The sequence below is a fragment of the Rhizobium sp. RAF56 genome, assembly GCF_052113965.1.
Classification (GTDB): Bacteria; Pseudomonadota; Alphaproteobacteria; order Rhizobiales; family Rhizobiaceae; genus Rhizobium.
The window spans coordinates 39919-63371 of the sequence record NZ_JBFRDU010000024.1 but is presented as its reverse complement, the minus strand read 5'-3'; the positions used below and the strand labels follow the sequence as shown (position 1 = coordinate 63371).

At 61.9% G+C, this 23453-nt stretch carries 27 protein-coding genes and 2 tRNA genes; 11 read left to right on the top strand and 18 right to left on the bottom strand.

Annotated features, from left to right (window positions below):
* Positions 1–118 precede the first annotated feature (118 nt).
* Entirely contained in the window at positions 119–934 is an 816-nt protein-coding gene (locus AB4048_RS19820) for an SDR family NAD(P)-dependent oxidoreductase (RefSeq protein ID WP_442203699.1), read from the top strand.
* 154 nt (positions 935–1088) lie between these two features.
* Positions 1089–2642: a putative bifunctional diguanylate cyclase/phosphodiesterase gene (locus AB4048_RS19815; RefSeq protein WP_442203698.1), complete on the top strand. Its 1554-nt coding sequence runs from the start codon at positions 1089–1091 to the stop codon at positions 2640–2642.
* A gap of 106 nt (positions 2643–2748) precedes the next feature.
* On the opposite strand, the gene AB4048_RS19810 is transcribed toward AB4048_RS19815, so the two are convergent.
* From AB4048_RS19810 to AB4048_RS19795, 4 genes are all read right to left on the bottom strand, one after another.
* Complete coding sequence (locus tag AB4048_RS19810) at positions 2749–3069, bottom strand: BrnA antitoxin family protein (RefSeq protein ID WP_442203697.1); 321 nt, start codon at positions 3067–3069, stop codon at positions 2749–2751.
* Entirely contained in the window at positions 3069–3314 is a 246-nt protein-coding gene (locus AB4048_RS19805; RefSeq protein ID WP_442203696.1) for a BrnT family toxin, read from the bottom strand. The genes AB4048_RS19810 and AB4048_RS19805 overlap by 1 nt, the downstream gene beginning before the upstream one ends.
* A 132-nt stretch (positions 3315–3446) precedes the next feature.
* Positions 3447–3520 (bottom strand) — tRNA-Cys (locus AB4048_RS19800).
* Between the two features lie 187 nt (positions 3521–3707).
* A complete protein-coding gene (locus AB4048_RS19795; protein WP_442203695.1) occupies positions 3708–4022 on the bottom strand; it encodes a hypothetical protein in 315 nt (104 codons plus the stop codon).
* A gap of 118 nt (positions 4023–4140) precedes the next feature.
* Between AB4048_RS19795 and AB4048_RS19790 the strand changes: the two genes are divergently transcribed.
* Positions 4141–4215, top strand: a tRNA-Asn gene (locus AB4048_RS19790).
* 92 nt (positions 4216–4307) lie between these two features.
* On the opposite strand, the gene AB4048_RS19785 is transcribed toward AB4048_RS19790, so the two are convergent.
* From AB4048_RS19785 to AB4048_RS19775, 3 genes are all read right to left on the bottom strand, one after another.
* A complete protein-coding gene (locus AB4048_RS19785) occupies positions 4308–5045 on the bottom strand; it encodes an SDR family oxidoreductase (protein ID WP_442203694.1) in 738 nt (245 codons plus the stop codon).
* Positions 5046–5117: 72 nt separating this feature from the next.
* Positions 5118–6107 carry an aldo/keto reductase gene (locus tag AB4048_RS19780; protein WP_442203693.1) on the bottom strand — a complete coding sequence of 330 codons (990 nt, stop codon included), beginning with the start codon at positions 6105–6107 and terminating at the stop codon, positions 5118–5120.
* 11 nt (positions 6108–6118) lie between these two features.
* The gene (locus AB4048_RS19775; protein ID WP_442203692.1) at positions 6119–6514 is read right to left on the bottom strand and encodes a (R)-mandelonitrile lyase; all 396 of its coding nucleotides are present in this window, start codon (positions 6512–6514) and stop codon (positions 6119–6121) included.
* A 126-nt stretch (positions 6515–6640) separates the two neighbouring features.
* Here AB4048_RS19775 and AB4048_RS19770 point away from each other — a divergent pair, with 126 nt between their 5' ends.
* Positions 6641–7534, top strand: a complete 894-nt coding sequence (locus AB4048_RS19770; protein ID WP_442203691.1) for a LysR family transcriptional regulator — start codon at positions 6641–6643, stop codon at positions 7532–7534.
* A gap of 10 nt (positions 7535–7544) precedes the next feature.
* On the opposite strand, the gene AB4048_RS19765 is transcribed toward AB4048_RS19770, so the two are convergent.
* Positions 7545–8012 carry a GreA/GreB family elongation factor gene (locus AB4048_RS19765; protein WP_442203690.1) on the bottom strand — a complete coding sequence of 156 codons (468 nt, stop codon included), beginning with the start codon at positions 8010–8012 and terminating at the stop codon, positions 7545–7547.
* Positions 8013–8162: 150 nt separating this feature from the next.
* Positions 8163–8327: a hypothetical protein gene (locus AB4048_RS19760; RefSeq protein WP_442203689.1), complete on the bottom strand. Its 165-nt coding sequence runs from the start codon at positions 8325–8327 to the stop codon at positions 8163–8165.
* 75 nt (positions 8328–8402) lie between these two features.
* On the opposite strand from AB4048_RS19760, the gene AB4048_RS19755 reads away from it, so the two are divergent.
* The gene (locus AB4048_RS19755) at positions 8403–9338 is read left to right on the top strand and encodes a LysR family transcriptional regulator (protein WP_442203688.1); all 936 of its coding nucleotides are present in this window, start codon (positions 8403–8405) and stop codon (positions 9336–9338) included.
* A 152-nt stretch (positions 9339–9490) separates the two neighbouring features.
* Positions 9491–9754: a hypothetical protein gene (locus AB4048_RS19750; protein ID WP_442203687.1), complete on the top strand. Its 264-nt coding sequence runs from the start codon at positions 9491–9493 to the stop codon at positions 9752–9754.
* Between the two features lie 9 nt (positions 9755–9763).
* On the opposite strand, the gene AB4048_RS19745 is transcribed toward AB4048_RS19750, so the two are convergent.
* The 7 genes from AB4048_RS19745 to AB4048_RS19715 form a co-directional block, all read right to left on the bottom strand.
* A complete protein-coding gene (locus AB4048_RS19745) occupies positions 9764–11767 on the bottom strand; it encodes an ASKHA domain-containing protein (protein WP_442203725.1) in 2004 nt (667 codons plus the stop codon).
* A 46-nt stretch (positions 11768–11813) separates the two neighbouring features.
* Complete coding sequence (locus AB4048_RS19740; RefSeq protein WP_442203686.1) at positions 11814–12173, bottom strand: hypothetical protein; 360 nt, start codon at positions 12171–12173, stop codon at positions 11814–11816.
* Entirely contained in the window at positions 12170–13138 is a 969-nt protein-coding gene (locus AB4048_RS19735; protein WP_442203685.1) for a methyltetrahydrofolate cobalamin methyltransferase, read from the bottom strand. The genes AB4048_RS19740 and AB4048_RS19735 overlap by 4 nt, the downstream gene beginning before the upstream one ends.
* Before the next feature lie 87 nt (positions 13139–13225).
* Positions 13226–14332, bottom strand: coding sequence for a methylenetetrahydrofolate reductase (locus AB4048_RS19730; RefSeq protein WP_442203684.1), 1107 nt, complete (start codon positions 14330–14332; stop codon positions 13226–13228).
* Between the two features lie 5 nt (positions 14333–14337).
* Entirely contained in the window at positions 14338–14913 is a 576-nt protein-coding gene (locus tag AB4048_RS19725; RefSeq protein WP_442203683.1) for a methylenetetrahydrofolate reductase C-terminal domain-containing protein, read from the bottom strand.
* Complete coding sequence (locus tag AB4048_RS19720; RefSeq protein ID WP_442203682.1) at positions 14906–15208, bottom strand: virulence factor; 303 nt, start codon at positions 15206–15208, stop codon at positions 14906–14908. Before AB4048_RS19720 ends, AB4048_RS19725 begins: the two co-directional genes overlap by 8 nt.
* Positions 15209–15446: 238 nt before the next feature.
* Positions 15447–16088 (bottom strand): DUF1638 domain-containing protein, encoded by a 642-nt coding sequence (locus AB4048_RS19715; protein WP_442203681.1) that lies wholly within the window; start codon positions 16086–16088, stop codon positions 15447–15449.
* Between the two features lie 18 nt (positions 16089–16106).
* Here AB4048_RS19715 and AB4048_RS19710 point away from each other — a divergent pair, with 18 nt between their 5' ends.
* A complete protein-coding gene (locus tag AB4048_RS19710; protein ID WP_442203680.1) occupies positions 16107–16265 on the top strand; it encodes an entericidin in 159 nt (52 codons plus the stop codon).
* A gap of 64 nt (positions 16266–16329) precedes the next feature.
* Here AB4048_RS19710 and AB4048_RS19705 read toward each other — a convergent pair whose 3' ends face one another.
* Positions 16330–17031, bottom strand: coding sequence for a corrinoid protein (locus tag AB4048_RS19705; protein WP_442203679.1), 702 nt, complete (start codon positions 17029–17031; stop codon positions 16330–16332).
* A gap of 331 nt (positions 17032–17362) precedes the next feature.
* Here AB4048_RS19705 and AB4048_RS19700 point away from each other — a divergent pair, with 331 nt between their 5' ends.
* From AB4048_RS19700 to AB4048_RS19685, 4 genes are all read left to right on the top strand, one after another.
* The gene (locus AB4048_RS19700; RefSeq protein ID WP_442203678.1) at positions 17363–18943 is read left to right on the top strand and encodes a trimethylamine methyltransferase family protein; all 1581 of its coding nucleotides are present in this window, start codon (positions 17363–17365) and stop codon (positions 18941–18943) included.
* 101 nt (positions 18944–19044) lie between these two features.
* Positions 19045–19740 (top strand): ferredoxin, encoded by a 696-nt coding sequence (locus tag AB4048_RS19695; protein WP_442203677.1) that lies wholly within the window; start codon positions 19045–19047, stop codon positions 19738–19740.
* A gap of 17 nt (positions 19741–19757) precedes the next feature.
* Positions 19758–20546, top strand: a complete 789-nt coding sequence (locus AB4048_RS19690) for a phosphodiester glycosidase family protein (protein WP_442203676.1) — start codon at positions 19758–19760, stop codon at positions 20544–20546.
* Between the two features lie 220 nt (positions 20547–20766).
* The gene (locus tag AB4048_RS19685) at positions 20767–21660 is read left to right on the top strand and encodes a hypothetical protein (RefSeq protein ID WP_442203675.1); all 894 of its coding nucleotides are present in this window, start codon (positions 20767–20769) and stop codon (positions 21658–21660) included.
* Between the two features lie 329 nt (positions 21661–21989).
* On the opposite strand, the gene AB4048_RS19680 is transcribed toward AB4048_RS19685, so the two are convergent.
* Positions 21990–23375 (bottom strand): class I SAM-dependent methyltransferase, encoded by a 1386-nt coding sequence (locus AB4048_RS19680; protein ID WP_442203674.1) that lies wholly within the window; start codon positions 23373–23375, stop codon positions 21990–21992.
* Between the last annotated feature and the right edge of the window lie 78 nt (positions 23376–23453).

Here is a 23453-nt window from a genome sequence, read left to right as displayed (position 1 = left end):
TGGCGTTGATCCGCAGGGCAGTCGGCTGAAAAGCAGCCACAATAGAGTGCTAGCCTGATCCTTGGGAGCTGGTCGGGAACGTCCCGGGTGTTCAATCGAGCCTGCCGAGGAGTAAGCCATGCGAGAATTCGTCGCCCGCCCCGAACATGGTGTGGTCTGGATTTCCGGTGCGAGTTCGGGAATAGGGCGGGCGCTTGCGCTCAAACTCGCGGGCGAGGGCTTCAAGGTGGCGGTTACCGCGCGTAGCCATGAGAAGCTTGTCGACCTGCAAAATGAGGCCGCAGACCTTTCGGGCAGCATCATCGTGCTCGACGGCGACGTCACCAATGCCGAAGACATGGAACACACGGTTGCTGCCATCGAATACCAGCATGGCAGCCTTGGCTTGGTGATTCTCAACGCCGGCATATGCCTGCCGGTGCATGGCGAAACGCTGCGGCGCGAGGACTTCAAGCGGAGTTTCGACATCAATCTCGGCGGCGTCGTCAATTGCCTGGTTCCGGCGGTTCGATTGATGAAGACGCAGGGACACGGCCAGATCGCCATCGTCTCCTCCATGGCCGGCTACGGCGGACTGCCGACATCCGCGGCCTATGGAGCCACCAAGGCGGCGCTCATCAACATGGCCGAGAGTCTGAAGTTCGATCTCGACAGGATGGGAATTCGCGTGCAGGTCGTCACGCCGGGCTTCGCCGAGGCGGCAGCGGCAAGCGGGCTTGCCATGCAGTCACCGCATTCTGCGGAGGCGGCGGCCGAGAGGATCGTCGCGGGTCTCAAGGGGCAGGCATTCGAAATTGCTTTTCCAGGGGCTCTTGCCTTGAGGTTGAAGCTGCTGAAATTCCTGCCCTATAGACTGTATTTTCGAGCCGTCATGCGGTGGGCCGAAAAGCCGGTTTCCGGCAGTCACCACGCCGAGGCCCACCCCGCGGAATAGATGGTCTGTCCGGCAGACACTCTCGATCTCTCTCCATCCACCTTGCCTGGCACGCGGCGCGAGAAGCCGAACCCAAGAATTTAGTAAGTCTTGGAAACTGTTAGTTCAGATTTTTAAGATATCTAGCACCTCGGGAGAAGTCGGGGTGGAGAATATGTTCGAGTTTTATCGGAGTCGTGCCGGCAGGCAATTTCTTGCGTTGCTTGCCGCCGGCGTCGTGTTGTGGGTGCTGATCTTTGAACTTGACGTGCACGGATACCTGATTGACGTCACGCAGGCGTTCGGGGGTGGCGAAGGGATCCAGGGTCTTATCCTTGCCGTCAAGATCGCCGGGGCCATGAGCTTCGTCTACTCGGTCTTGCGCATATACGATCTGCGCAAGGAAATGGAATTGCGCAAGAAAGCGGAAGCGCGCGCCGACTGGACGGCGACGCACGACCATCTGACAAAGCTGCCGAACCGCTACGCCTTCGAGCGCGCTGTCATTCGCCCGCCGCTCGACGAGGACGAGAAGCCGCGCTCGGTCACGCTGTTTTCGATCGATCTCGACGGCTTCAAGAAGGTCAACGATCTCGTCGGCCACAAGGGCGGCGACGTTCTGCTCGCGGAAGTCGCCCGCCGGCTCAGCGCCTTTGCCGAGCCTTCCAGCGTCTACCGTTTCGGCGGCGACGAGTTCATCATCATCGCTAGGGGCCTGACGCCCGAGAAAGAGCACGCCTTTGCGCGGATGATCATCCAAGCGATCACCCGGCCGATCATGATCGGCAGTTTCTCGGCAGAGGTCGGGGCGAGCATCGGGCATGCGCGAATGGGGGATCATGGCGATACGCTCGAAGCCGTCGCGCATTGCTCCGACGTCGCCATGTACGAGGCCAAGAGCCGGGGACAGAACAATGCGCTCGTCTTCAGCCCGGCCATGCAAAGCAAAGTCGTCGAGAGCGCTCTCTTCGAGGCAAAGCTCAGAAGCGCGATCGAGCACGGCGCAATCAAGCCCCACTATCAACCTCTCGTCTGCCTGCGCACCGGCAGCGTCTGCGGCTTCGAAGCGCTGGCGCGCTGGATCGATGCGGATGGCATAAGCATTCCGCCGCAGACCTTCATTACCGTTGCCGAGGAGAGGGGCCTGATCACCGAGCTCTTCAAGCAGCTTCTCGCCCAGGCATGCGAGGATGCGCGCCGCTGGCCGGATGACGTCATGCTCTCCTTCAACATTTCGCCGGTGCAGATGGAAGACCGGCTGCTGGCCTCGCGTATCCTGAAAATACTGGCGAACGCGGGTCTTGAGCCGCAGAGGCTCGAAATCGAGATCACGGAAAACGCCCTGATCGACGATCCCGATCTGGCGGCGCTGATCATCGAGGAGTTGCACGAAGCGGGCGTCCAAGTCGCGCTCGACGACTTCGGCACGGGCTATTCCAGCCTGTCGCAGCTCGCGCGTTACAAGTTCGACAAGATCAAGGTCGACAAGAGCTTCGTCGCCACCTACGCCGACGATGAGCGCCAGGAAAAGATAATCCGCGCCATGCTGGGGCTCGGCCGCAGCCTGAACATCAAGACGACAGCCGAAGGAATAGAACGCCACGGCCAGCTCGCCTACCTCCTCGGCCACGGCTGCGACATCGGCCAGGGCTATCTCTTCGGCAAGGCGATGCCGGCCGAAGCGGCATTGGAGTTCGTGCGGGAACGCGAAGCGATCCTCAGCGCATAGATGATTGCGCTGTCAGGGTGCCGGGGCGGGGGCAGGACTTGGCCACGCCCCCATGTCTTGCGGCGGAGCGACAGGTCGCCCCCGCAGTCTCGCTTTGCGGCACACCCTAGAGCCCTGAAACCTTCCTGAGGTCGTCGTTTATTCTGGACTGCCAACCCTTGCCAGTCGCTTTGTAGTGCTCAACCAGATCCGGATCGAGCCTGATGGTGACCGGGGTCTTGGTCAATTCCGCCTTGGGCCTGCCGCGTTTGGCAATCTCTCGATCGATGTTCGCGGCAAGATCGGGAAGCACCTCGCGCATGGGCCTAAGACCGGCGATCTGCTCATCGGTCAGCTCTGGATTGTCAGGATCGGATGCGATCATCTCCTGAATTTTCGCCTCCTCCTCATCGGTGAGTGGGCGCCTCGACGAAAACTTGATAGACATCAGGTTCTCCTTTCCTTGGTACTTGCCGGCCGCATGGAGATGATGGAGAGAGCTTCCGAGCCAACCGGACGGAAGATGACCGCAATGATCGTCTGGCCTTCCAATTCACCTACGGCCACGAATCGGTCTGCCTTTGCGGATCCGAATTTTGCATCACGAAAGAACTCGAGCGTCAGGTCGGCAAAGTCCAAGTTATGTTTGACAATGTTCGTTTGGCGCTTCGGTTCGTCCCAGACGATCTTCATATAATGTACGTACAATAATTTAATTTACTCGGCAATGATTATTTGTACATGCGGCGATCAGGATGCAACGACAGGCCGAGGGATGTCGCTCCGAGTTCGAAGCTAAAGCATTGATGTTCTGAAGGAAGATGTTGGAGGCCTCGCCCGGAATTGAACCGGGGTACGAGGATTTGCAGTCCTCTGCGTCACCACTCCGCCACGAGGCCATCCGTATAAGTAAAGGCGAGTGATGACGGGCGTTTAGAATGAATCTCAGCTGAGTGCAATAGGTTTGCGCGTCTCTTCGATCATTTTTGACGATTGCGTAAAAAAGCGGTGACCTTGCATCGCCAGGAGCAGGGAAGCGTCGCCCGAACCAACCCACAGGTCGCCGGCGGAGGTCGTGGTGAGCAACTATTCCGCAGGCCGGCGCTTCTTCGTCCACCAGACGCTGAGCCGTCGTCGCCAGCGGCGGACGATCGCCAGATCGTGCGAGAGCACCAGGAGGCCGAGCGGCACCATCCAGAAGCCCAGTACGGGCAGGAAGCCCAGAAAGCCGCCGAGGACGAGCATGAAACCGAGCGTCATGCGCCATAGCCGCGATTGCGGCAGCGGCAGCCGTACCGAGCCCAGGATCAGTTGGTGATTGGCATGGTCGATGCCGAAGATTTTTCCGTTTTCCGGGCTTTTCACGCGTCTCTCGAATAGGATGTCATTGCGGTCGGTCATCCACAGGAGATGGTGGCGCGGGGAAATATTGCAAGCGAAAGACAGATTCTTGAAAAAATCGCTTGGCAAATCGGCAAAGCATTTGTATTACGCCGCCAACGCCGCGACAGCGCGGTGTTCCCTGGTAGCTCAGCGGTAGAGCATTCGACTGTTAATCGACAGGTCGCCGGTTCGAATCCGGCCCGGGGAGCCAGTTTCTGAAAGGGTCGCGCCAAGTGCGCGGCCCTTTTTCTTTTGAAATCAAACGAGATAGCCGTGCCTGTTCGCACGGCCCTTGCGCCTTTTCTAATATTCCTGCCGCGTCGGACGGAAGAGGATCTCGTTGACGTCCACGTCCTCCGGCTGGCTCATGGCGAAGGCCACCATGCGTGCGAAGGAATCGGCTGGGATCGCCATTTCGTAACGCTTGCGGACCGCTTCGGCGATATCGGGTTCGGTGATGCTGTCTGGAAGCTCTGTCGCGACCGCGCCGGGCGAGATGATGGTGGTTCGGATATTGTAGGGCTTCACCTCTTGGCGAAGCCCTTCCGAGATGACGCGTACGCCGTGCTTGGTAGCGGCATAGACCGCACCGCCCGGGTTGACCTTGTGGCCGGCGACCGAGGAGACGTTGATGATGTGGCCGCTCTTCTGCTCCTTCATGTAGGGAAGGGCAGCGCCTATGCCGTAGAGCACGCCCTTGAGGTTGACGTCGATCATCCGGTCCCAGTCTTCAATTTTGCAGCGCTCAAGCGGAGAATGAGGCATCAGCCCGGCATTGTTGATGATGACGTCGATGCGGCCGTGCAGATGCACGGCATGGTCGACGAGGCGCTTCACCTGCTCGAACCGCGTGACGTCGGTCTCGACGACCGCCTGACCGCCGAGCGATAGCTCTTTGGCGAGCGCTTCCAGCCTGTCGAGTCGGCGCGCGCCCAGCACGAGCTTGGCGCCATCCTTGGCGAGCAGGCGAGCGGCCGCCTCGCCAAGACCACTGCTTGCGCCGGTGATGACGACGACCTTGTTTGCGATACCCTGTGCCATGTCGTTTTCCTTTCTTGATGGCGTGCGGATGCGGACGCGGGCATGACGCCACGCATCCGCAAACCCATGCCGCTAGCGATCGACCCGCGCTTGAAGATGCGCGGGATAGCGGTCTCCCTGAACGGTGATTTCCGATAGCGCGTTCTCGATCGCGCCCAGTTCGTCCGCCGTCAGCGCGACGCCGGCTGCGGCCATATTCTCGTCGAGCCGATGAAGCTTGGTCGTGCCGGGGATTGGTACGATCCACGGTTTCTGCGCCAGCAGCCAGGCAAGCGCGATCTGGGCGGGCGTCGCACCCTTGGTGTTGGCAATCTCGGTCAGGCGATCGACGAGGCCCTGGTTCGCCTTGCGGGCGTCCGGCGCAAAGCGTGGAACGACGTTGCGGAAGTCCTTGCTGTCGAATGCGGTGCTCTCGCTGATCGCGCCGGTGAGAAAGCCCTTGCCGAGCGGGCTGAAGGGAACGAAGCCGATGCCGAGCTCTTCGAGCGTCGGCAGGATTTCCTCTTCCGGCTCGCGCCACCATAGGGAATATTCGCTCTGCAAGGCCGCCACGGGCTGCACGGCGTGCGCCCGGCGGATGGTCTTGGCGCCGGCCTCCGACAGGCCGAAGTGCTTGACCTTGCCTTCGCCGATCAGATCTTTCACCGTGCCGGCAACGTCTTCGATCGGAACGTTCGCATCGACGCGGTGCTGGTAGAAGAGGTCGATGACGTCGGTTTTCAGGCGCTTCAGCGATGCTTCGGCGACGGCGCGGATGTGTTCCGGCCGGCTGTTCATGCCGCTCTGGCCGCCGTCGGCACCGAAGTCGAAGCCGAACTTCGTGGCGATGACGACCTTGTCCCTGACGGAGCCGAGGGCTTCGCCCAGCAGTTCCTCGTTCTTGTACGGCCCGTAGGCTTCCGCCGTGTCGAAGAAGGTGACGCCCCGATCGAAGGCGGCGCGGACCAGCTTGATCGCTTCCTGTTGCTCAGTGGCCGGACCATAGCCGTAGCTCAAGCCCATGCATCCGAGACCGAGAGCCGAGACTTCGAGACCGCTTTTTCCGAGTTTACGCTTTTGCATCAAATTTTTCCCTAAGCTCGATACTGATCGTCGCTAACGTGTTCCATCCAGTCGACAACCTTACCGTCGAGATGCTCCTGAAGGGCGATATGGGTCATGGCTGTGGTCGGCGACGCGCCGTGCCAATGTTTTTCACCCGGCGCGAACCAGACGACGTCCCCCGGTCGCAGTTCTTCGATCGGGCCGCCTTCACGCTGCGCGCGTCCGAAGCCGGCGGTAACGATCAGCGTTTGCCCGACCGGATGGGTGTGCCAGGCCGTGCGCGCGCCAGGCTCGAACGTGACGCTTGCGCCGGCGGCGCGCCTTGCGTCGTTGGCCTGAAACAGCGGGTCCACGCGGACGGTGCCGGTGAACCAGTCGGCCGGCCCCTTGCCTGAAGGTTGCGAGCCGTTTCGCTTGATTTCCATGATCTTTGTCCTTTGTCGAAAAGGCAGCCCGGGTCGTGCCCGCTGCCGACGATAAGAGATTTAGCGCGTGCGATTGGGTTGGATTAGATGCTAGAACTGGCAAACACCTATGAGTGGAATTCATGAATGCTGCGCCAACCGATCAATGACCTTATCGCATTCCTTGCCGTCGCCCGTGAACAGAGCTTTACGAAGGCGGCTGCCAAGCTCGGCGTGTCGCAATCGGCGCTGAGCCACACCATACGCGGGCTGGAGACGCGGCTCGGCCTCAGGCTGCTGACGCGCACCACACGCAGCGTCTCGCCGACGGAAGCGGGCGAACGCCTGCTCGTGACCATCGGCCCGCGACTGGACGAGATCGAGAACGAACTTGCCGCCCTCAGCGCATTCCGTGAAAAGCCGGCCGGCACCATCCGCATCACCGCAGGAGAGCATGCCGCCGACGCCGTTCTGTGGCCCGCTCTCGAAAAGCTTCTACCGCACTATCCGGATGTTCACGTCGAACTCACCGTCGATTATGGGCTGACCGATATCGTGGCGGAACGCTACGACGCAGGCGTGAGGCTCGGCGAACAGGTCGCCAAGGATATGATAGCGGTCCGCATCGGGCCTGACATGCGAATGGCCGTCGTCGGCGCGCCTGATTATTTCGCCGGGCGTGCGCCGCTGTTGACGCCGCAGGATCTTACCGGGCACAACTGCATCAATCTGCGCCTGCCGACCCATGGCGGCATATATGCCTGGGAGTTCGAGAAAGACGGGCGGGAGCTCAGGGTGCGGGCGGAGGGGCAGCTCGTGTTCAACACCAGCGCGCTGCGCGTCAATGCCGCATTGAGCGGGATGGGCCTTGCATACATGGCCGAGGACATTGCCATGCCTTATCTTCGTGACGGGCGGCTGGTGCGTGTGCTCGAGGAATGGTGCCCACCATTTCCGGGATACCACCTATACTATCCAAGCCGTCGGCAGGCTTCCCCTGCCTTTGCGTTGGTTGTCAACGCGCTGCGCTATCGTTCGTGAGCCGAGACGATTATCCCCTGACGGATAGGATCTCAATTTCCTGATCGCGTCCGCCGGCCTCGAAATCGATGATGTCTCCGGGCTTTGCTGCTTCCAGCGCCAGCGCCAAGGGAGCCGTCCAGGCGATCAATCCCTGCGTAGGATCGCTTTCGTCCTCGCCGACGATGCGCAGCACTTTCACGGCTCCGTCACGCTTGATTGTCACCTCGGCGCCGAACCTTACCGTTTTCGTTTCAGGGTCGGGGGCGACTATCTCCATCGTGGCATGCCGGGAAAGCCAGTATCTCATTTCGCGCTGTAGTTCGGGAAGTGCCGCTTCGTCGTCCGTCTGCGCAATGCGCTCCTGCAGCATTGCTACGTTCTGTTCAATGTGGCGGGCGCCGGCGGGCGTGACGAGGTTGCGGGCGCTGCTGATCGGCCGCTCGAGCGGCGCCGGCGCCGGAGCGTCGTCGATCTCTTTGGTGAATGCGCGGCTCATCTCGGCTCCTCAACACCCACGGGGCATTCGATCTTACTCGTGGTCAGGTTTTGGAGCTAGCCGGGTCTCGCCGAATGACAGGGCGTCCGGAAATTGACGCAGGGCTGCGCTGTCTGCGCGGCCCCGTTTGGCGAAGGGGAAGCTTTGCACCTATCGCAGGTGACACTCGTCGAGCCTTGCCTCGAAGACATCGTCGACGAGGTGCGGGGGCACGTGCGTTCTTGCGTACCAGCGTTCGGTCGGCGTGAGCCAGACCTGACGCGTGCGCGCTGCGCGGAAAAGCTGCAGGATGGTCGAGAATTCATGCATAGCCATGACCGTTCTCCTTTGGCTGGCTAACGTCGTTAGGCAGGGGGAACATGTGCCTTTCTTGACTTTCAATCAAACGAAATGATATTCTTCTTAAGATCAGAAAAATTGAAAGGTGATGCGATGACTGTATCCATTCGCCGTCCGCTCCCTCTGCTGGACAACGACGTTCTACGCACCTTCGTGGCGATTGCTGAGACAGGCAACTTTTCCACGGCCGCGGACGCGGTACTGCGAACGCCGTCTGCCGTCTCCATGCAGATCAAGAAGCTTGAGGAGCAGCTGGGCGCCACGCTTTTCCTTCGCGATGCCCGCTCCGTCAGCCTCACGCAGCACGGAGAGATGCTGCTCACCTATGCCCGCCGCATGCTGGCGCTCTCGAACGAGGCGGTTTCTCGCTTCATCATGCCGGAACTGACCGGCGTAGTGCGGCTCGGCGCGCCCGACGATATCGCCGAGCGTCTTCTTCCGACGATCCTTCGAAACTTCGCCGCCTCCTATCCGGCGATCATGATCGACGTGACGGTCGACATGAGCATCGGCCTGCGCCGGCGGATGGAAGAGCAGCGCCTGGATCTGACACTCATCAATTGCGCGACGCGGCCGGTCCCTACGGAGGGAGAGGTCATCTACACGGAACGACTGGTATGGGCCGGCGCCAAGTGCGGCACGGCGCATCTGCGCGATCCATTGCCGATTTCGATCTGGGAGGATGGCTGTATCTGGCGCTCGGACGCGATTGCGCAGCTGGAGAAGAACAAGCGTCCGTATCGTGTCGCCTATCTCAGCGCCCACACAATGGCGCAGCGCGCCGCCATCGTATCGGATCTCGCCGTTGCGCCGTTTCCGCGTTCCTATGTCACCGACGACATGCAGATTCTCGGCGCGAACGAGGGCCTGCCGGAGCTTTCATCCTTCGAGATTCGGCTGCTGACCGCGTCGCAAATGCATGGACCGGCGAAGGCCGTTGCCGAGAGCATACGCTACGCTTTCGGCGAAATGGCGCGGGCCGCTTGAGGCCGAAGCCGCAAGGGGCTTCGCTCCAGCCGTCTCACGGTCGGTCACCATGATGACTCGTACGGCTCTCGAATTGTTGAGCGCCGTGAGAACCTCTAGTGGTTATCCATGCGCTAAAGTGGGGCAGCCACCTGTCAACGGAGAGGTATTCCATGGCCCCGACGTTCATTTTGCTGGCGGTTGCTATTTCGGTTGCCGCAGGACCCGCCCTAGCCGCCGCGCCCTATGTCGGCTCTGCCGGTCCCTACTATGTCGCCCGTAGACCCTATACCACGCGCTGCACCATCGTCAGGACCGTGCCTGACGGGCGGAACCTCTTCCAGGTCGGCAAAGCGCATCCGACGCTGGAAAGCGCCAGACGCGTGGAGGCGACCGCTGTGGACTGCGTGACGAAGCGGAGGGCGGGTTCGCGGTAACGTGAGGACCTATTCGCGGCGGCGGCGCCGTCTGCGGCCGCCGCCTTCGCCGCCTGGATCTTCGCTGAGAGCCTTGCGCTCCGGCAGCGTGACGATCTTGGATAGCTCCGGGAAGGTATCGACCTTGTTCGGCAACGCCATGGCGTAGACGAAATGCTCCTGAAACTTTGGTTCAAGCGCCGTCTCTATCTTCTCGATTTTCTTGACAACTTCCTCGATCTCTCGGCGATGTCCGCGATTGAGCAGCGCCATCAGCGCGCCGGTGCCAGCGGCATTGCCGACCGCCTTCACCTCGGAAAGATCGCAGTCCGGGATGAGCCCCAGCACCATGGCGTATTTCGGATCGATGAAGGAGCCGAACGCGCCGGCGAAGCGGATGGTGTCGACATGGCCGACGCCTTGCTTTTCCATCAGGAGCTTGATGCCGGCGTAGAGCGCCGCCTTGGCAAGTTGGATCGCGCGAACGTCGTTCTGCGTCACCGTGATGCGCTGCTCGCCCTCGTGCAGCAGGTAGGAGAAGGTGCGGCCGTTCTGGATGATGCGCGGGCTTTTCGCGGCCATCGAGCCATCGACGACGCCATCCTCGGAGATGATGCCGCAAAGATACATTTCGGCCACGACCTCGATGATGGCCGAACCGCAGATGCCGGTGACGCCGACGGCGGAGGCGGCTTCGGCAAAGCCTTCTTCGTCCGACCACTTGTCGACGCCGATGACGCGGAAGCGCGGCTCAAGCGTCTCTGCGTCGATCCGCACGCGCTCGATGGCGCCGGGCGCCGCACGCTGGCCGGAAGAGATTTCCGCACCTTCGAAGGCAGGACCGGTCGGGGAGGAGGCGGCGACGACGCGGTTCCGGTTGCCGAGAACGATTTCGGCATTGGTGCCGACATCGACAAGCAGCATCATCTTGTCCTGCCGATAGGGCGCTTCGGAGAGCGTCGCGCCCGCAGCGTCCGCGCCGACGTGGCCGGCGATGCAGGGGAGCATGTAGACGCGCGCGCCTCGGTTTACATCGACGTCGATTTCATGCGCCCAGAACTGCAGCGCGCCGGAGACCGCGAGCGCGAAAGGCGCCTGGCCAAGCTCCGTCGGGTCGATGCCGAGGAACAGGTGATGCATGATTGGATTGCCGACGAAGACGGCGTCGAGAATGTCGCGCCTATCGACATTGCCTTCCTCGCAGACCTTGCCGATCAAGCCGTTGACGGCCTCGCGGACCGCCTTGGTCATCGCTTCGCGACCGTCCGGGTTCATCATCACGTAGGAGACGCGGCTCATCAGATCTTCGCCGAAGCGGATCTGCGGGTTCGAGGTGCCCGACGAGGCTGCGATACGTCCCGACAGCAGCGATACCAGGTGCATGGCGATGGTGGTCGAGCCGATGTCGCAGGCAATGCCGTAGGCCTCGTTCTTCAAGCCCGGCCACAGGCCGACGATGAAAGGCCGCGAGGAATCCATGTCGCGATGGATCGCCGCCGTCACTGCCCAATTGCCCTTGCGCAGGATCCCCTGGATCTGCGGAATGAGGTGCGAGGCAATCAGCGGATCCTTCCAGCCCCAGTCCTTTTCGAGCACGGCCTTCAGCCGGTCCAGATCGCCGAGCGGCTTGTGCATGTCCGGCTCTTCGACTTCGACATAGCAAAGCTGCACGGCTGCGTTGCGCTCGATGACGCGGTCTGTCGCGGCCTTGCGAACGACCTGGGCGTTGATGACGGTATCCTGCGGCACGTCGATGACGAGATCGCCGAGGATTTGGGCCGAGCAGGACAGGCGCCGTCCATCGGGCAGTTCCCGGATCGAGGCGTAGCGCTGCTCCTTCGGGCCGATCGGCGAGATATGATCGAGGGAGGAGACGATCTTGTGCTTGGCGAAACTGCCTTCCTGCACGGAAACCTGGCAGCGTCCACAGGTGGCGCGCCCGCCGCAGACGCTCTCGACATAGACGCCGAGCTGGCGCGCGGCTTCCAGCACCGGCATGCCGACCGGAAAGCGGCCCCGCTTGCCGGAGGGCATGAAGAGCACGAGAGCGTCGGACCGGTCTGGTTTGGAGTCCACTTTATCAGTCTTTCTTGGCTGTGAGCCGCCGGGCGTTGGAGCGCACGCGTTTGCTGTAGGGTTTCACCGCCGCATGCGCTGCCTTGGTGGCGACTGTTGCCGCGGATGCAGGCTTGCGCCCGGTGACGATCGCGGTTGCCGCGGCCACGCTCTGCTGGGCAATCGAGACGTTGAGAGCCATGGCGCTTTCAGCGGCGGCTGCCGCCTTCTCCGTCACCATGCGGTTGAATTCTTTTATGTCTTTCGTATTGCCGGTCATCATTGCCATGCCGAGCGCCTGCGTGCGCATGGCGATGACCATGGGGGCTTGGAACCAGAGGCTGGCCAAGTCCTGAACAAGTCCCTGGTTCCGGATCGGTTTCATTCGCTTCTAGCCCCCGCTCCGGCGCGTGCCGCTCGACCGCCACGACGACCACCGCCGCTGCCGGCCGGTGAGGCGGCGGCAGGTGCTGCGGAGCCGGCTTCCGCCGGCTTGTGGTCGCGATAGGTCATGATCCAGTTGCCGCAGTTCGGATCGGTGCCGTTCAAGACGTTGGCGGCGCGCACGGCCTCCATTTCCTGCGGACGGCAGGGGTTCATGATCGCAGAAGTCATGCCGGCGCCGATGACCATCGGGATGAAGCCGGCGTTGATGCCGTGGCGATGCGGCAAGCCGAACGAGATGTTGGAAAGCCCGCAGGTGGTATTGACCTTCAACTCGTTGCGCAGGCGGTGCAGCAGCGCGAAGACCTGGCGGCCGGCGTCGCCGAGCGCGCCGATCGGCATCACCAGCGGGTCGACGACGATGTCGTGGGGTTTGATCCCGTAATCCATGGCCCGCTCGACGATCTTCTTGGCAACGGCGAAGCGGACGTCCGGATCCATCGAGATACCGGTTTCGTCGTTGGATATGGCAACGACAGGTACGTCGTATTTCTTGACGAGCGGCAGGATCGCTTCGAGCTTCTCTTCCTCGCCGGTCACGGAGTTGACGAGCGGGCGGCCTTTGGCAACCTTCAGCGCCGCCTCGATGGCTGCGGTCACGGAGCTGTCGATCGACAGTGGCACGTCCACCAGTCCCTGCACGATTTCGAGCGTCTGCACCAGCAAGCCCGGCTCCGTCTCGTTCGGATTGACGGACGTCACCCCGGCGTTGACGTCGAGCATGGTAGCGCCGGCGGCGACCTGTTCCAGCGCGTCCTTGATGACGGTGTCGAAGTTGCCCACGATCATTTCGGCGGCGAGCTTCTTACGGCCGGTCGGGTTGATGCGCTCGCCGATCACGCAGAACGGCTGATCAAAACCGATGATGATTTCGCGGGTGGCGGATGCGACGATGGTGCGCGTCATGACTGGTCCTTTGGTCAGGGGCACGTCGATGCTGTCTAGCGTGCCGCGATAGGTGTTACAAGCCGGCCGCGGCGCGGCGGCCGGTTCTCAATGGCTGTGTTGCGGCACGTGATGCGCGGCGATTTCCGCCATTTCCTGCTGGTTTTCTTCCTTGCCTTCGCGAATGTGTTCGAGCCGTTCGGCGACCAGAGCATCGCTGCGGCCCACTTCGCGCTTCCAGGGCTGGCGGCCCCTAAGGACGCCCGAATCATGCACCATCTCCGCTACATACTCTTCCTGGCGGTAGGCCATGACGTGAATGCCGGACACGCCCTCGATCTCCTTCACCTCGTTGATGATGTCGATGCAGAGCTGCTTGCCTTCCTTCTTCTGGTCCTGAGCACCTTCGAGGCGCTTGATAATGGCATCCGGAATGTGAACGCCCGGAACGTTCGAGCGCATCCAGCGCGCCGTCTTTGCCGACGCGAGCGGGCCTACGCCGACCAGAATGAAGCATTTTTCGTTGAGGCCGAGATCGCGCACCTTCTTCATATATTCGCGGAACATCGGCACGTCGTAGCAATACTGGCTCTGGACGAACTGCGTGCCGGCTTCGATCTTCTTGGCCAGCCGATAGGGCCGGAAGTCGTAAGGCGGCGCGAAGGGATTGATCGCCGCGCCGAGAAAGACCTTCGGCGGCGTCGACAATTTGCGGCCGGAGAGGAATTTCGAACTGTCGCGCATGATGCGCACGGTTTCGAGCAGCGACATGCAGTCGAGGTCGAAGACCGGCTTGGCACCCGGCTGGTCGCCGGCCTGGACGCCGTCGCCGGTCAGGCAAAGGATGTTGGCGACCCCCATGGCGGCGGCGCCGAGAACGTCGCCCTGGATGGCGATGCGGTTCTTGTCACGGCAGGCGATCTGCATGATCGGCGCGTAGCCCATCCTCGTCAGCAGCGCGCAGATGCCGACCGACGACATGTGGCAGTTGGCGCCGGAGGCATCGACCGCATTGATGCCATCCACCCAGCCGTCGAAAACCGAGGCGCGCTCGTAGACATCCTGCGGGTCGGCGCTGTCGGGCGGATTGAGTTCGGCGGTTACCGCGAATTCGCCGCGCCGCAGAACGCGCTCCAGCCGGCCGAGGGACGAATGCCCGGGCTGTGGATCGAGGGGCAGATGGACGCCAAGCGGATTTTCGTCGATTTGGGGCATACGATCTAAGCTTCCTTGGCGGCTTGGCGGGCGGCGGCGGCTTCGGCGGTGACACGAAGCCAGGAGGAGGTTTCGCGCAGCGACTGATTGACCGGCTTCTGCACGTTCAGGATCGCGTCGCCATGCTCCATGTTGCGCGAGCCCTTCCATGCCTGCACCCAGACGCAGGGCATATCCGGCTCGACCTCGCAGTTGCCGTTTGCGCGCACGCCGCCGCAGGGGCCGTTCCGCAACTGCTTGGGACAGTTCATCGGGCAGGACATGCCGGTGGAGGAGAGCGCGCACTGGCCGCACATGCGACAATCGAAGAGAAAGCCCTTCACATGGCGTTCGACGAAGGTGATCGGCCGCTCGACGCGGGCGTAGCCGAGGGCATTCCACACCGGATGCAAGAGTAAAAAGGCGTCCGCGAAGCGGCGATAGAACCATTCGAGAAAACGGGAGTTCCTGACCGCCCAAAGCCGGACGGTGTATTTATGACGGGCGCGGCGGCTCGGCGACACACCGGCTGGCGTGTAGGCGCCGGTTTTGGCCTTGGCGCCGGCAGCCGCATTGCCGGGTTTTTGTATGGCGTCAGCCATTGTCGCGTCCCCCGGCTTTCACGAGTGCTACGAGGCGTTCGCGGTCGTAGGCGGCTTCGAGTTCCGCAGCAGCCTTGTCGGCCTCGGCTTCGAGATCGTCGGAAACGGGCACGGGATCGGCCTTGCGCCACTCGGCGAGATAGTCGTCGGTCTCGGCGGCACCGGTGCGCATCGCGCACATGTCGATCGCCTCCGTGAAGCGCAGCGAGAGCTCCCGCTTGGCGGCTTTCCGGCCCTGTTTGATGATGATCTGGGCTGGAATGTCGCGCCAATAGACGACGATGCGGTCTGCCATACGATGCTCTCCTCTTTGATCCACAATGCACGCCGCGCTCTTGGCGGACTGCGCTCGCCACGACGCCGCCCATGTCGAAAAACGACGCGCTCACGCGCCGTCCCCGACAATTTCGGCATTGGCGGCGTGTTTTCGGAAAGGAGCATAGTATTCCCCCTGAAAACAAGGCTTTTGGAGGGGAGGGGAATATATGCCGCTTATGCGCAGGCACTGATTGCTAGGGCACCGATGTCGTAAATCAGACGGCCAAAAGTTCCTGGCCGAGATCGCCATATCCGGTGAAGCGATATTCGTAGTCGAGGCCGAGATAGTCCGCGGCGGCCTTTGCCTTTTTCTGAAGCTCCGGGTCCTCTTCCTGTGACAGGTAGACGACCTTCTTATAGTTGCCGAAATACATATCCTTGAGTTCGGGGTGACGATCGAGCCCGAGCGGTTGGATCACGAAGGCTTCGAACTGGCGCGCCAGAAAGTCCGTCAGGAAGAAGGAGGCGAAATCCTCGTCGGCGCGCTCGGCGAAATCCTCGTTGCCGGTGAAGAAGGAGTAACAGTGCGGTCCAGACAGCCGGGCGATACCCTCGCGCTCGCACAGTCGGTCGATATCGCCGCCCGTGCCGCAATCGGCATAGCCGATGAAAATCCTGTCAAATCCGCGCTCACGCGCCTCTGCGACCGCCTTGTCGAGTTCCGGTGTGATCTTTTGCGGATAACAGTGAAGGATGGCCGGCAGGCAGCGCAGATCGATGTAATCGAGGCTGTTGATCCTCGCGATCGCCAATATCTCGCGCGCAATTGCGCCGCACGCAATCACATGAACTTTTTGCGATGTCGTGCGTTCTTCTCGCGCTGGGGTGGTCTCCGCCCGCTTTCGATCAAAAACCATTTTGCGAGGACTCCGATCATGACCGCATCGACATTGGCAAAAATTGGCGCCGCCTGCATCGTTCTGATGACGATGGCCTCCTGCGCCAACACCATCAAAGGCGTGGGCAGAGACACGGCTAGCGCCGTCAACGCGACGCAATCGGCCGGCCATACGGTGGCAAAGGCTGCTCAGTAGCACACATCGGCATTGCTGCATCCGGCTGCAAGGTTACGCAGCCGGATGGAACCTTTCGCGCGGATTAAGCGCCGGCAGCAAGGCTGTTGTGCTTGCGCTTCATGAAGTCCTTGGCGGTTTCCACGGCCACGGCCGCATCGCGGCAGTAGGCATCGGCGCCGACGGCCTTGCCGAATTCCTCGTTGAGCGGAGCGCCACCGACGAGAACGACGTAGTCGTCGCGCATGCCCTTTTCCTTCAGCGTATCGATGACGACCTTCATATAGGGCATCGTCGTCGTCAATAGAGCGGACATGCCGATGATGTCGGGTTGCTCGCGCTCGATGGCGTCGAGATAGTTCTCGACCGGGTTGTTGATTCCGAGATCGATGACGTCGAATCCGGCACCTTCCATCATCATGCCGACGAGGTTCTTGCCGATATCGTGGATGTCGCCCTTGACGGTGCCGATCACCATCTTGCCCTGCTTCGGTGCGCCGGTTGCGGCGAGCAACGGCCGCAGGATGAACATGCCGGCCTTCATTGCATTGGCGGATAGGAGCACTTCCGGAACGAACAGGATGCCGTCGCGAAAATCGATACCGACGATGCGCATGCCTTCGACCAGCGCCTCGGTCAGGACGTCGTAGGGCACCCAGCCTCGTTCGAGAAGGATGTTCGTGCCTTCCTCGACCTCTTCCTTCAGCCCGTCGTACAGGTCGTCATGCATCTGCTGCACGAGTTCTTCGTCAGAGAGTTCCGCGAGAATGATGTCGTCGTCAGCCATGCTTCCCATCCCGTTTTGGTGCGCTGCTTCAGCGGCTTGCAGAAATCGATGCGTCAGCGGCTACTATTTGAGACACTGCCCGATAAAGAGTTAAACCTCAACCGTGACAAAACTCTTTTCGAATGCGACGTCGCCGGAATAAATAGCGACGACGACGGGCAGAAGCACGCAGGCAGCGGCTCATGCGGTTCGCAAACGGTATGGCAATTTCACCTTGCGCATGTCTGTCCTATGCTAATTGCTGGCGCATAAAGGAACGTCCGCCAGACGGAATCGGCTAGCATGGCGGCAATGGTACGAGCGCGTTCGTGCGCAGAAGCGAGGAAGCATCATGGATGATTTGAACGAGCAACCCGCCGCAGGCAATGACAGTGGTGGACGGCGTCAGCGCGGAGAGGGCAGGGGTGCCGCGGCGCGGCGCGCCTCGCGCAGCGGCGGCGGTCCCGGCCCGTCGCTTCCCTACATCACCCGCAAGATCGGCGTCTACGAAGTGCTGGACGAAGAGGGCCTTTCGCTGATCGAGCGCAATGCCGACCAGGTGCTCGAAGAAATCGGCATCGAATTCCGCGACGACGCGGAAGCGCTGGAATTGTGGAAACAGGCAGGCGCCGACGTGAAGGGGCAGCGGGTGCACTTTCCGAGGGGGCTTTGCCGCGAGCTTCTGAAGACCGCGCCGAAGGAATTCACCTGGCACGCCCGCAACCCCGCGCGCAGCGTCCATATCGGCGGCAAGGCGACGGTCTTTGCCCCCGTCTACGGCCCGCCCTTTGTGCGCGACCTCGAGGGCAATCGCCGTTATGCGACGATCGAGGATTTCCGCAATTTCGTGAAGCTTGCCTATATGGCGCCGTCGATGCATTCGTCGGGCGGCACCGTCTGCGAGCCGGTCGACATTCCGGTCAACAAGCGTCACCTCGATATGGTGTATAGCCATATCAAATATTCCGACAAGCCGTTCATGGGCTCGGTGACGGCACCCGAGCGCGCCGAAGACACCATTGCCATGGCCAAGTTGGTTTTCGGCGATGAGTTCGTCGAGAACAACTGTGTCACGCTCAACCTGATCAACGCCAACTCACCGATGGTGTTCGACGAGACCATGCTCGGCGCCCTGAAGGTCTACGCGCGGCATAACCAGGCTTCGGTCGTCTCGCCGTTCATCCTGTCCGGCGCGATGAGCCCGGTGACGGTCGCCGGCACGTTGACGCAGATTCTTGCCGAGGTTCTGGCCGGCGCATCCTTCACGCAGCTGATCCGCAAGGGATCGCCGGTGCTTTACGGAACCTTCGCCGCTTCGATCTCGATGCAGTCGGGCGCGCCGACCTTCGGCACACCGGAGCCGTCGCTGGTCTCCTACGGTTCGGCACAGCTCGCCCGTCGCCTCGGCCTGCCGTTTCGTACCGGCGGTTCGCTCTGCGCCTCGAAGGTGCCGGATGCGCAAGCCGCACACGAATCGGCCAATACGCTGAATATGACGCTGCTTGCCGGCACGAACTTCGTGTTGCACGCCGCAGGCTGGCTCGAGGGCGGCCTGGTCAGTTCCTACGAGAAGTTCATGATCGACCAGGACCAACTCGGCATGATGCAGAAGATGGCCGAGGGCGTGGACCTCTCCGAGAACGGTCAGGCATTGGATGCGATACGCGAAGTCGGTCCGGGCAGCCACTATCTCGGCTGTGCCCACACGCAGGCTAATTTCCAGTCCGCCTTCTACCGCTCTGCACTTGCCGACAACAACTCGTTCGAACAGTGGGACGTCGAAGGCCGCAAGCGCGTCGAGGAGCGCGCCAATGCGCTTTGCCGTTCCTGGCTCGACCACTACGAAGCACCGGCGCTTGATCCCGCGATCGACGAAGCCTTGCTCGCCTTCATCAAGAGCCGCAAGGATTCGATGCCTGATGCCTTCACTTGAAGGGAGCCCGATGCCGCCAGGGAGCAAGGCGGGGCTACGCGCGTCGCCGACCTGATCCAGAAGGAAGTCTGGCGGCCGCACTATCACTATAAGGGGCCGCGATGAACGGCTCCTTCGACTTGCTTGAAGACATCCGTGCGGCGCTTTCGCCGCACGGTATCTCTTTGCGCGGCGTCGTCCGTTTCGAGGATGACCAAACGGCACCGGTGCTCGACGACGGTTCGCCGGCGAAAAGCGTCGTTCTACTCGGCAATATCGGCGGGTCGCTATGGGAGCCCTTTTCCCGCTGGCGGTCGAGGCCGGAACATGCTGTCATCGCCGACCCGCTCGACGAATGGTCGAAGGCGCTGATCCGGCCGCTTGCCGAGCGACTGGGCGCGACCGCTTACTTCCCCTCCGATCCCCCCTGGCAGCCGTTCCAGCAATGGGCGATGCGTGCTGAAGGCCTGAAGCCATCTCCGCTCGGGATCTTGATCCATCCCGTCTACGGCCTCTGGCACGGCTATCGCGGCGGGCTTGGATTCAAGCTGCCGATCGACGACGAAGCTTCCTCGGTCGCGTCCGTGCACCCTTGCGACCACTGCGCCGAAAAGCCTTGCCTGACGCGCTGTCGGCCGAACGCGATATCGCTGAGCGGTTTTGACGTCGGCGCCTGTCGGGCGCATTTGAGGACGGATGAGGGCAAAAAAACCTGTCTTGCCGGCGGTTGCCTCGCGCGCGAGGCTTGCCCAGTCGGGATTGACTATCGCTATCCGCCTGGCCAGCTTGCCTTTCATATGGCAGCGCTCAGCCCCTGACGCGCGTTGCTACCGGAGTGCCCTCGTTGCTGCGCCTGGTGACCGCGATCGTCTTTCTTCTTGCCGCGAAAGCGGCGGTTGCCGGCGAAACCTGCAGCAAGGTGTTTTATCGAGGCGACGCTTATACGGTTTGCCGGTTCGATCCGGCCGTCTCCAACATCCGGCTCTATGAAAATGGTCCGGCGGGCAAACCCTACGGGTCGTTCCAGGCGCTGGAAGACGATCTTGCGTCGAAGGGCTTTACGCTCCGCTTCGCCATGAACGGCGGCATGTACGAGGAAGGTCTGTCGCCGGTTGGCCTTTACGTCGAGGGCGGGCTCCAGCTAAAGGCACTCAACACCCATGGCGGTTGGGGCAATTTCCACCTCTTGCCGAACGGCGTCTTCTATATCGAGGAGGGCCGCGCCGGCGTCATGGAAAGCAGGGCATTCGCGGCGTCCCGCACCAAGCCTTCCTATGCCACGCAGTCGGGACCGATGCTCGTCATCGACGGCAAGCTGCATCCATCGTTTCTCGTCGATAGCACCAGCCTGAAAGTGCGCAACGGCGTCGGTGTCATGGCGAGCGGCATCGCCGTCTTCGCGATTTCAGACGGACCGGTGCGCTTCCATGATTTCGCGACGCTGTTTCGCGATCTGCTCGATTGCCGGAACGCGCTGTTTCTCGACGGCAGCATTTCGAGCCTTTTCCTCCCCGAATGGCAGCGCCGCGACAGCGCTTTTCCAATCGGCCCGATCATCGCCGTTGTCGAGCCGGCGCGCGATGCCGCGCTCGATACCGCACCGGTCGGCGAGGGGTTGCGCTAGTCGCACTCTAGGTCTGGATACCCGAAACTTTCGCGCTGGCAATCCTCCTTCGCAAGGTTCATCCCAGCCTCGCTTGCCAAATTCCGGCGGGGAGAAAGATTCCGATTCTCCCGGACAGTCTTATCGAGGCGCGCACCCCGCGCCGCTTGCCGGCAAGGCAGAGGAGTGCAAAGCAATGCATGCGCAGCCGCAATCCCTTTCATTCGGCGCAGGGCATCCCTTGTCCGCATTTCCTCATGGTTGGGATCATCACCGCGTCAGGCACTGCGTCTGGATCGTCGGCCCGCACGGCTACGTCCACAGCCGCGCCTTCGAGGACGTCGCGCTCGGTCTGCACTATGCCTTTGCCGAGCTTGGCGGCGATGCGCCGCTGGTGACGGAACCATCGAATTGGCGCGGCCGCATCCCGATCGTCTTCGGCGCCAATCTCTTGCCGGCCGAGGCCGTCAACTGGCTTCCGCGCGGCACGATCCTCGTCAATCTCGAACAGGTCTCTCAGGACAGCAGCTGGATCAACGGCAACTACGTATCGCTGCTGCGGCAGTTTCGCGTTCTCGACTACAGCGAGCGTAACCGGCGGGGGCTGGTCAATCTCGGCATTCACCACGCCGGTCTCCTGAGCGTGGGCTATCACGAGGAGCTGACGCGCATCCGGCACGCGGCCAACAAGGACATCGACGTTCTGTTCTACGGTTCGGTGAACGAGCGCCGCCACCGCCTTCTCCTTGGGTTGCAGTCGGCGGGCCTCAATGTCGTCCCCCTTTTCGGCGTCTACGGCGCCGAGCGCGATGCGGCGATCGCGCGCGCCAAGGTCGTCATCAACATCCATCACTTCGATGCCCAGGTCTTCGAGATCGTCCGCGTTTCCTTTCTCCTTGCAAACCGCGTCTGCGTTCTGACGGAGGGCAACGCCGCCGACCCTGATATCGCCCCCTACGCCGCCGGTATGGCCGTTTCAAGCTACGACGCGCTCATCGATCGATGCCTGGCGCTTGTCGCCGATGCGACCGAACGCGAGCGGATCGCCGAGGCCGGATTCGGCATCATGCGCGGGATTTCTCAGGCCGAAATATTGAAAGCGGTCGTGTCAGGGGCGCTCTCCAACCCACAGTGAAAGTCGTGTTTTTTGTTGGCCGGTGCGCATCCTGTTCAGAATCATTCCGAGGCATGGGGTGGTCGCGGAAGAGCGTTGAGAGGTCCGGACGAATGGACCGCATCGCACTTATTGACGAGGCGCTGGCTGCCTAAGCTGATCAACCGATAGATCCCAAGGCGAAGCGGCGATGGAGGCGTAGGCTCTGCCCCGAAGCATCGTGCAAGAACTGCAAGTAGCTACGTCAGGCGAACTGCGCTCCAGGGTTCAAGCATTGTTCAAGTAACTGCTTACGGCGTAGCCGGATCGAGGAATGAGTTCGATGCGCTCGCATTCTTTGCGAAGCCCGCTCACCAAGCGACGACCTGCCCGTCCGGTTTGAACTGCACGCAGGTGGTCGCGTAGGGCAGGTTGTCGTTGCGGGCTTCGGCGAATTTGCCGGCCGCTGTTGCGAAGGAATTGTCCAGCTGGAAGCCGGACTCGGAATTGTGGAGGCACGGCGCGTCGACAATCACGGCAACCTGGTTCGAATCCCAGGCAGCAAGGCAGGCCTCGGAGCCGTACATGTGGAAGCCGAGGGTTTCCGCGAGGCCGACGATCGAGCCGTTCTGTACCGGAAACGCAAGCACGATCTCGTCGAGGCTGTCGCAGGATGCCGGCAGCTGGTGCGGCGTTGCCAAGAGGTTGGTGCGGTCGAGCGCTTTGCCGGCCCTTTCGAACGAGCCGCTTTGCGAGCGCACCACGCCGAACACGCCGGCGACGCCGACCGGGCCCACTGTCCGCTCAGCCTCGACGATACCGGCAAGCAGCTTGTCGTCCCAGCCGGCCGGCAGGTAGACGTCCTGGTGCAGGAGCACGAAGAGACCGTTGCGCCGATGCGACCGACCCAGGCCGGTTTGCAGCGCGTCCGCGGCGCTCGTGGCGCCGACGACGGGGATGACCTCGTGGCGCTCGTTCTGCAATACGGGCGAGGCGCAAAGATTGTCTCGCAGCTGCCGCGTATTGTTGACGGCGATGATGAAGGTGATGCCTTCGCTGTGGGGCTCGACGTCGGCCATCGGCGAGGCGACGCAGATATACTGATGGATCGCCGCCTTGCTTTCGAAGAAGCCGGCATTCAGCTTCAGGTGGGTAAGCAGCGGCCTGAAGGCTGCCTTCATCGCGTCCGACAGCTGGCCGCGAACGGCATCCGCGAAGTTGGGCAGGTAGCCCGCGTCCAGGAACATCTTCTGGATGTTGGCCGCGCCGAACAGGCGGCGGTGATTGCGATTGAGGGGGCCGTCCGGCTGGTATTGGACGTCGCCCGCGAGGATAGATGCGAGCGCGCTGATATGCTGGACGTTCTGGACGCTGCAGATCACTTGACCCGTCGGCTTGAGCAGGGGCTTCAGGCGACGAAGGACCTGGGCTGGGTCGCGCAGCGTGTGAAGGCTGTCGCCAAGCACGATGCAATCGACGCTTTCAGGCGGAATAGGCGGAAGATCGCCTTCCTCGATATCCTGATCGAAAACCAGGTCGAGAACGTTTCGCGCCTGTTCCGCGATCGTCGCGTCTTTTTCGAAGCCGATAACGATGCGCCCCGGCGCGAGCGCCTTCATCCTGCTGCCGAATTCGCCGCTGCCGCAGGCAAGATCGAGCACGAGCATGTCGTCCGGGCGCAACTGCTTCAACAGATATTGCGAAGGATCGGCGCCGTCCGAACCGTAACTCGTTTCGAGCAGGATATCCTCAGTCAAAGCTTCGTCCTCGTTGATTGCCGCGTCGAGCCGCCGTTGTTGGCGGCGCGGCAACAGCCCGCTGTCTATGTGATCCGT

Excerpts from the sequence above, each read along its gene's own strand:
- AB4048_RS19820 (WP_442203699.1), top strand. The coding sequence starts at position 119 with ATGCGAGAATTCGTCGCCCGCCCCGAACATGGTGTGGTCTGGATTTCC.
- AB4048_RS19815 (WP_442203698.1), top strand. The coding sequence starts at position 1,089 with ATGTTCGAGTTTTATCGGAGTCGTGCCGGCAGGCAATTTCTTGCGTTG.
- AB4048_RS19810 (WP_442203697.1), bottom strand. The coding sequence starts at position 3,069 with ATGTCTATCAAGTTTTCGTCGAGGCGCCCACTCACCGATGAGGAGGAG.
- AB4048_RS19805 (WP_442203696.1), bottom strand. The coding sequence starts at position 3,314 with ATGAAGATCGTCTGGGACGAACCGAAGCGCCAAACGAACATTGTCAAA.
- AB4048_RS19795 (WP_442203695.1), bottom strand. The coding sequence starts at position 4,022 with ATGACCGACCGCAATGACATCCTATTCGAGAGACGCGTGAAAAGCCCG.
- AB4048_RS19785 (WP_442203694.1), bottom strand. The coding sequence starts at position 5,045 with ATGGCACAGGGTATCGCAAACAAGGTCGTCGTCATCACCGGCGCAAGC.
- AB4048_RS19780 (WP_442203693.1), bottom strand. The coding sequence starts at position 6,107 with ATGCAAAAGCGTAAACTCGGAAAAAGCGGTCTCGAAGTCTCGGCTCTC.
- AB4048_RS19775 (WP_442203692.1), bottom strand. The coding sequence starts at position 6,514 with ATGGAAATCAAGCGAAACGGCTCGCAACCTTCAGGCAAGGGGCCGGCC.
- AB4048_RS19770 (WP_442203691.1), top strand. The coding sequence starts at position 6,641 with ATGCTGCGCCAACCGATCAATGACCTTATCGCATTCCTTGCCGTCGCC.
- AB4048_RS19765 (WP_442203690.1), bottom strand. The coding sequence starts at position 8,012 with ATGAGCCGCGCATTCACCAAAGAGATCGACGACGCTCCGGCGCCGGCG.
- AB4048_RS19760 (WP_442203689.1), bottom strand. The coding sequence starts at position 8,327 with ATGGCTATGCATGAATTCTCGACCATCCTGCAGCTTTTCCGCGCAGCG.
- AB4048_RS19755 (WP_442203688.1), top strand. The coding sequence starts at position 8,403 with ATGATATTCTTCTTAAGATCAGAAAAATTGAAAGGTGATGCGATGACT.
- AB4048_RS19750 (WP_442203687.1), top strand. The coding sequence starts at position 9,491 with ATGGCCCCGACGTTCATTTTGCTGGCGGTTGCTATTTCGGTTGCCGCA.
- AB4048_RS19745 (WP_442203725.1), bottom strand. The coding sequence starts at position 11,767 with ATGCCCTCCGGCAAGCGGGGCCGCTTTCCGGTCGGCATGCCGGTGCTG.
- AB4048_RS19740 (WP_442203686.1), bottom strand. The coding sequence starts at position 12,173 with ATGAAACCGATCCGGAACCAGGGACTTGTTCAGGACTTGGCCAGCCTC.
- AB4048_RS19735 (WP_442203685.1), bottom strand. The coding sequence starts at position 13,138 with ATGACGCGCACCATCGTCGCATCCGCCACCCGCGAAATCATCATCGGT.
- AB4048_RS19730 (WP_442203684.1), bottom strand. The coding sequence starts at position 14,332 with ATGCCCCAAATCGACGAAAATCCGCTTGGCGTCCATCTGCCCCTCGAT.
- AB4048_RS19725 (WP_442203683.1), bottom strand. The coding sequence starts at position 14,913 with ATGGCTGACGCCATACAAAAACCCGGCAATGCGGCTGCCGGCGCCAAG.
- AB4048_RS19720 (WP_442203682.1), bottom strand. The coding sequence starts at position 15,208 with ATGGCAGACCGCATCGTCGTCTATTGGCGCGACATTCCAGCCCAGATC.
- AB4048_RS19715 (WP_442203681.1), bottom strand. The coding sequence starts at position 16,088 with ATGGTTTTTGATCGAAAGCGGGCGGAGACCACCCCAGCGCGAGAAGAA.
- AB4048_RS19710 (WP_442203680.1), top strand. The coding sequence starts at position 16,107 with ATGACCGCATCGACATTGGCAAAAATTGGCGCCGCCTGCATCGTTCTG.
- AB4048_RS19705 (WP_442203679.1), bottom strand. The coding sequence starts at position 17,031 with ATGGCTGACGACGACATCATTCTCGCGGAACTCTCTGACGAAGAACTC.
- AB4048_RS19700 (WP_442203678.1), top strand. The coding sequence starts at position 17,363 with ATGGATGATTTGAACGAGCAACCCGCCGCAGGCAATGACAGTGGTGGA.
- AB4048_RS19695 (WP_442203677.1), top strand. The coding sequence starts at position 19,045 with ATGAACGGCTCCTTCGACTTGCTTGAAGACATCCGTGCGGCGCTTTCG.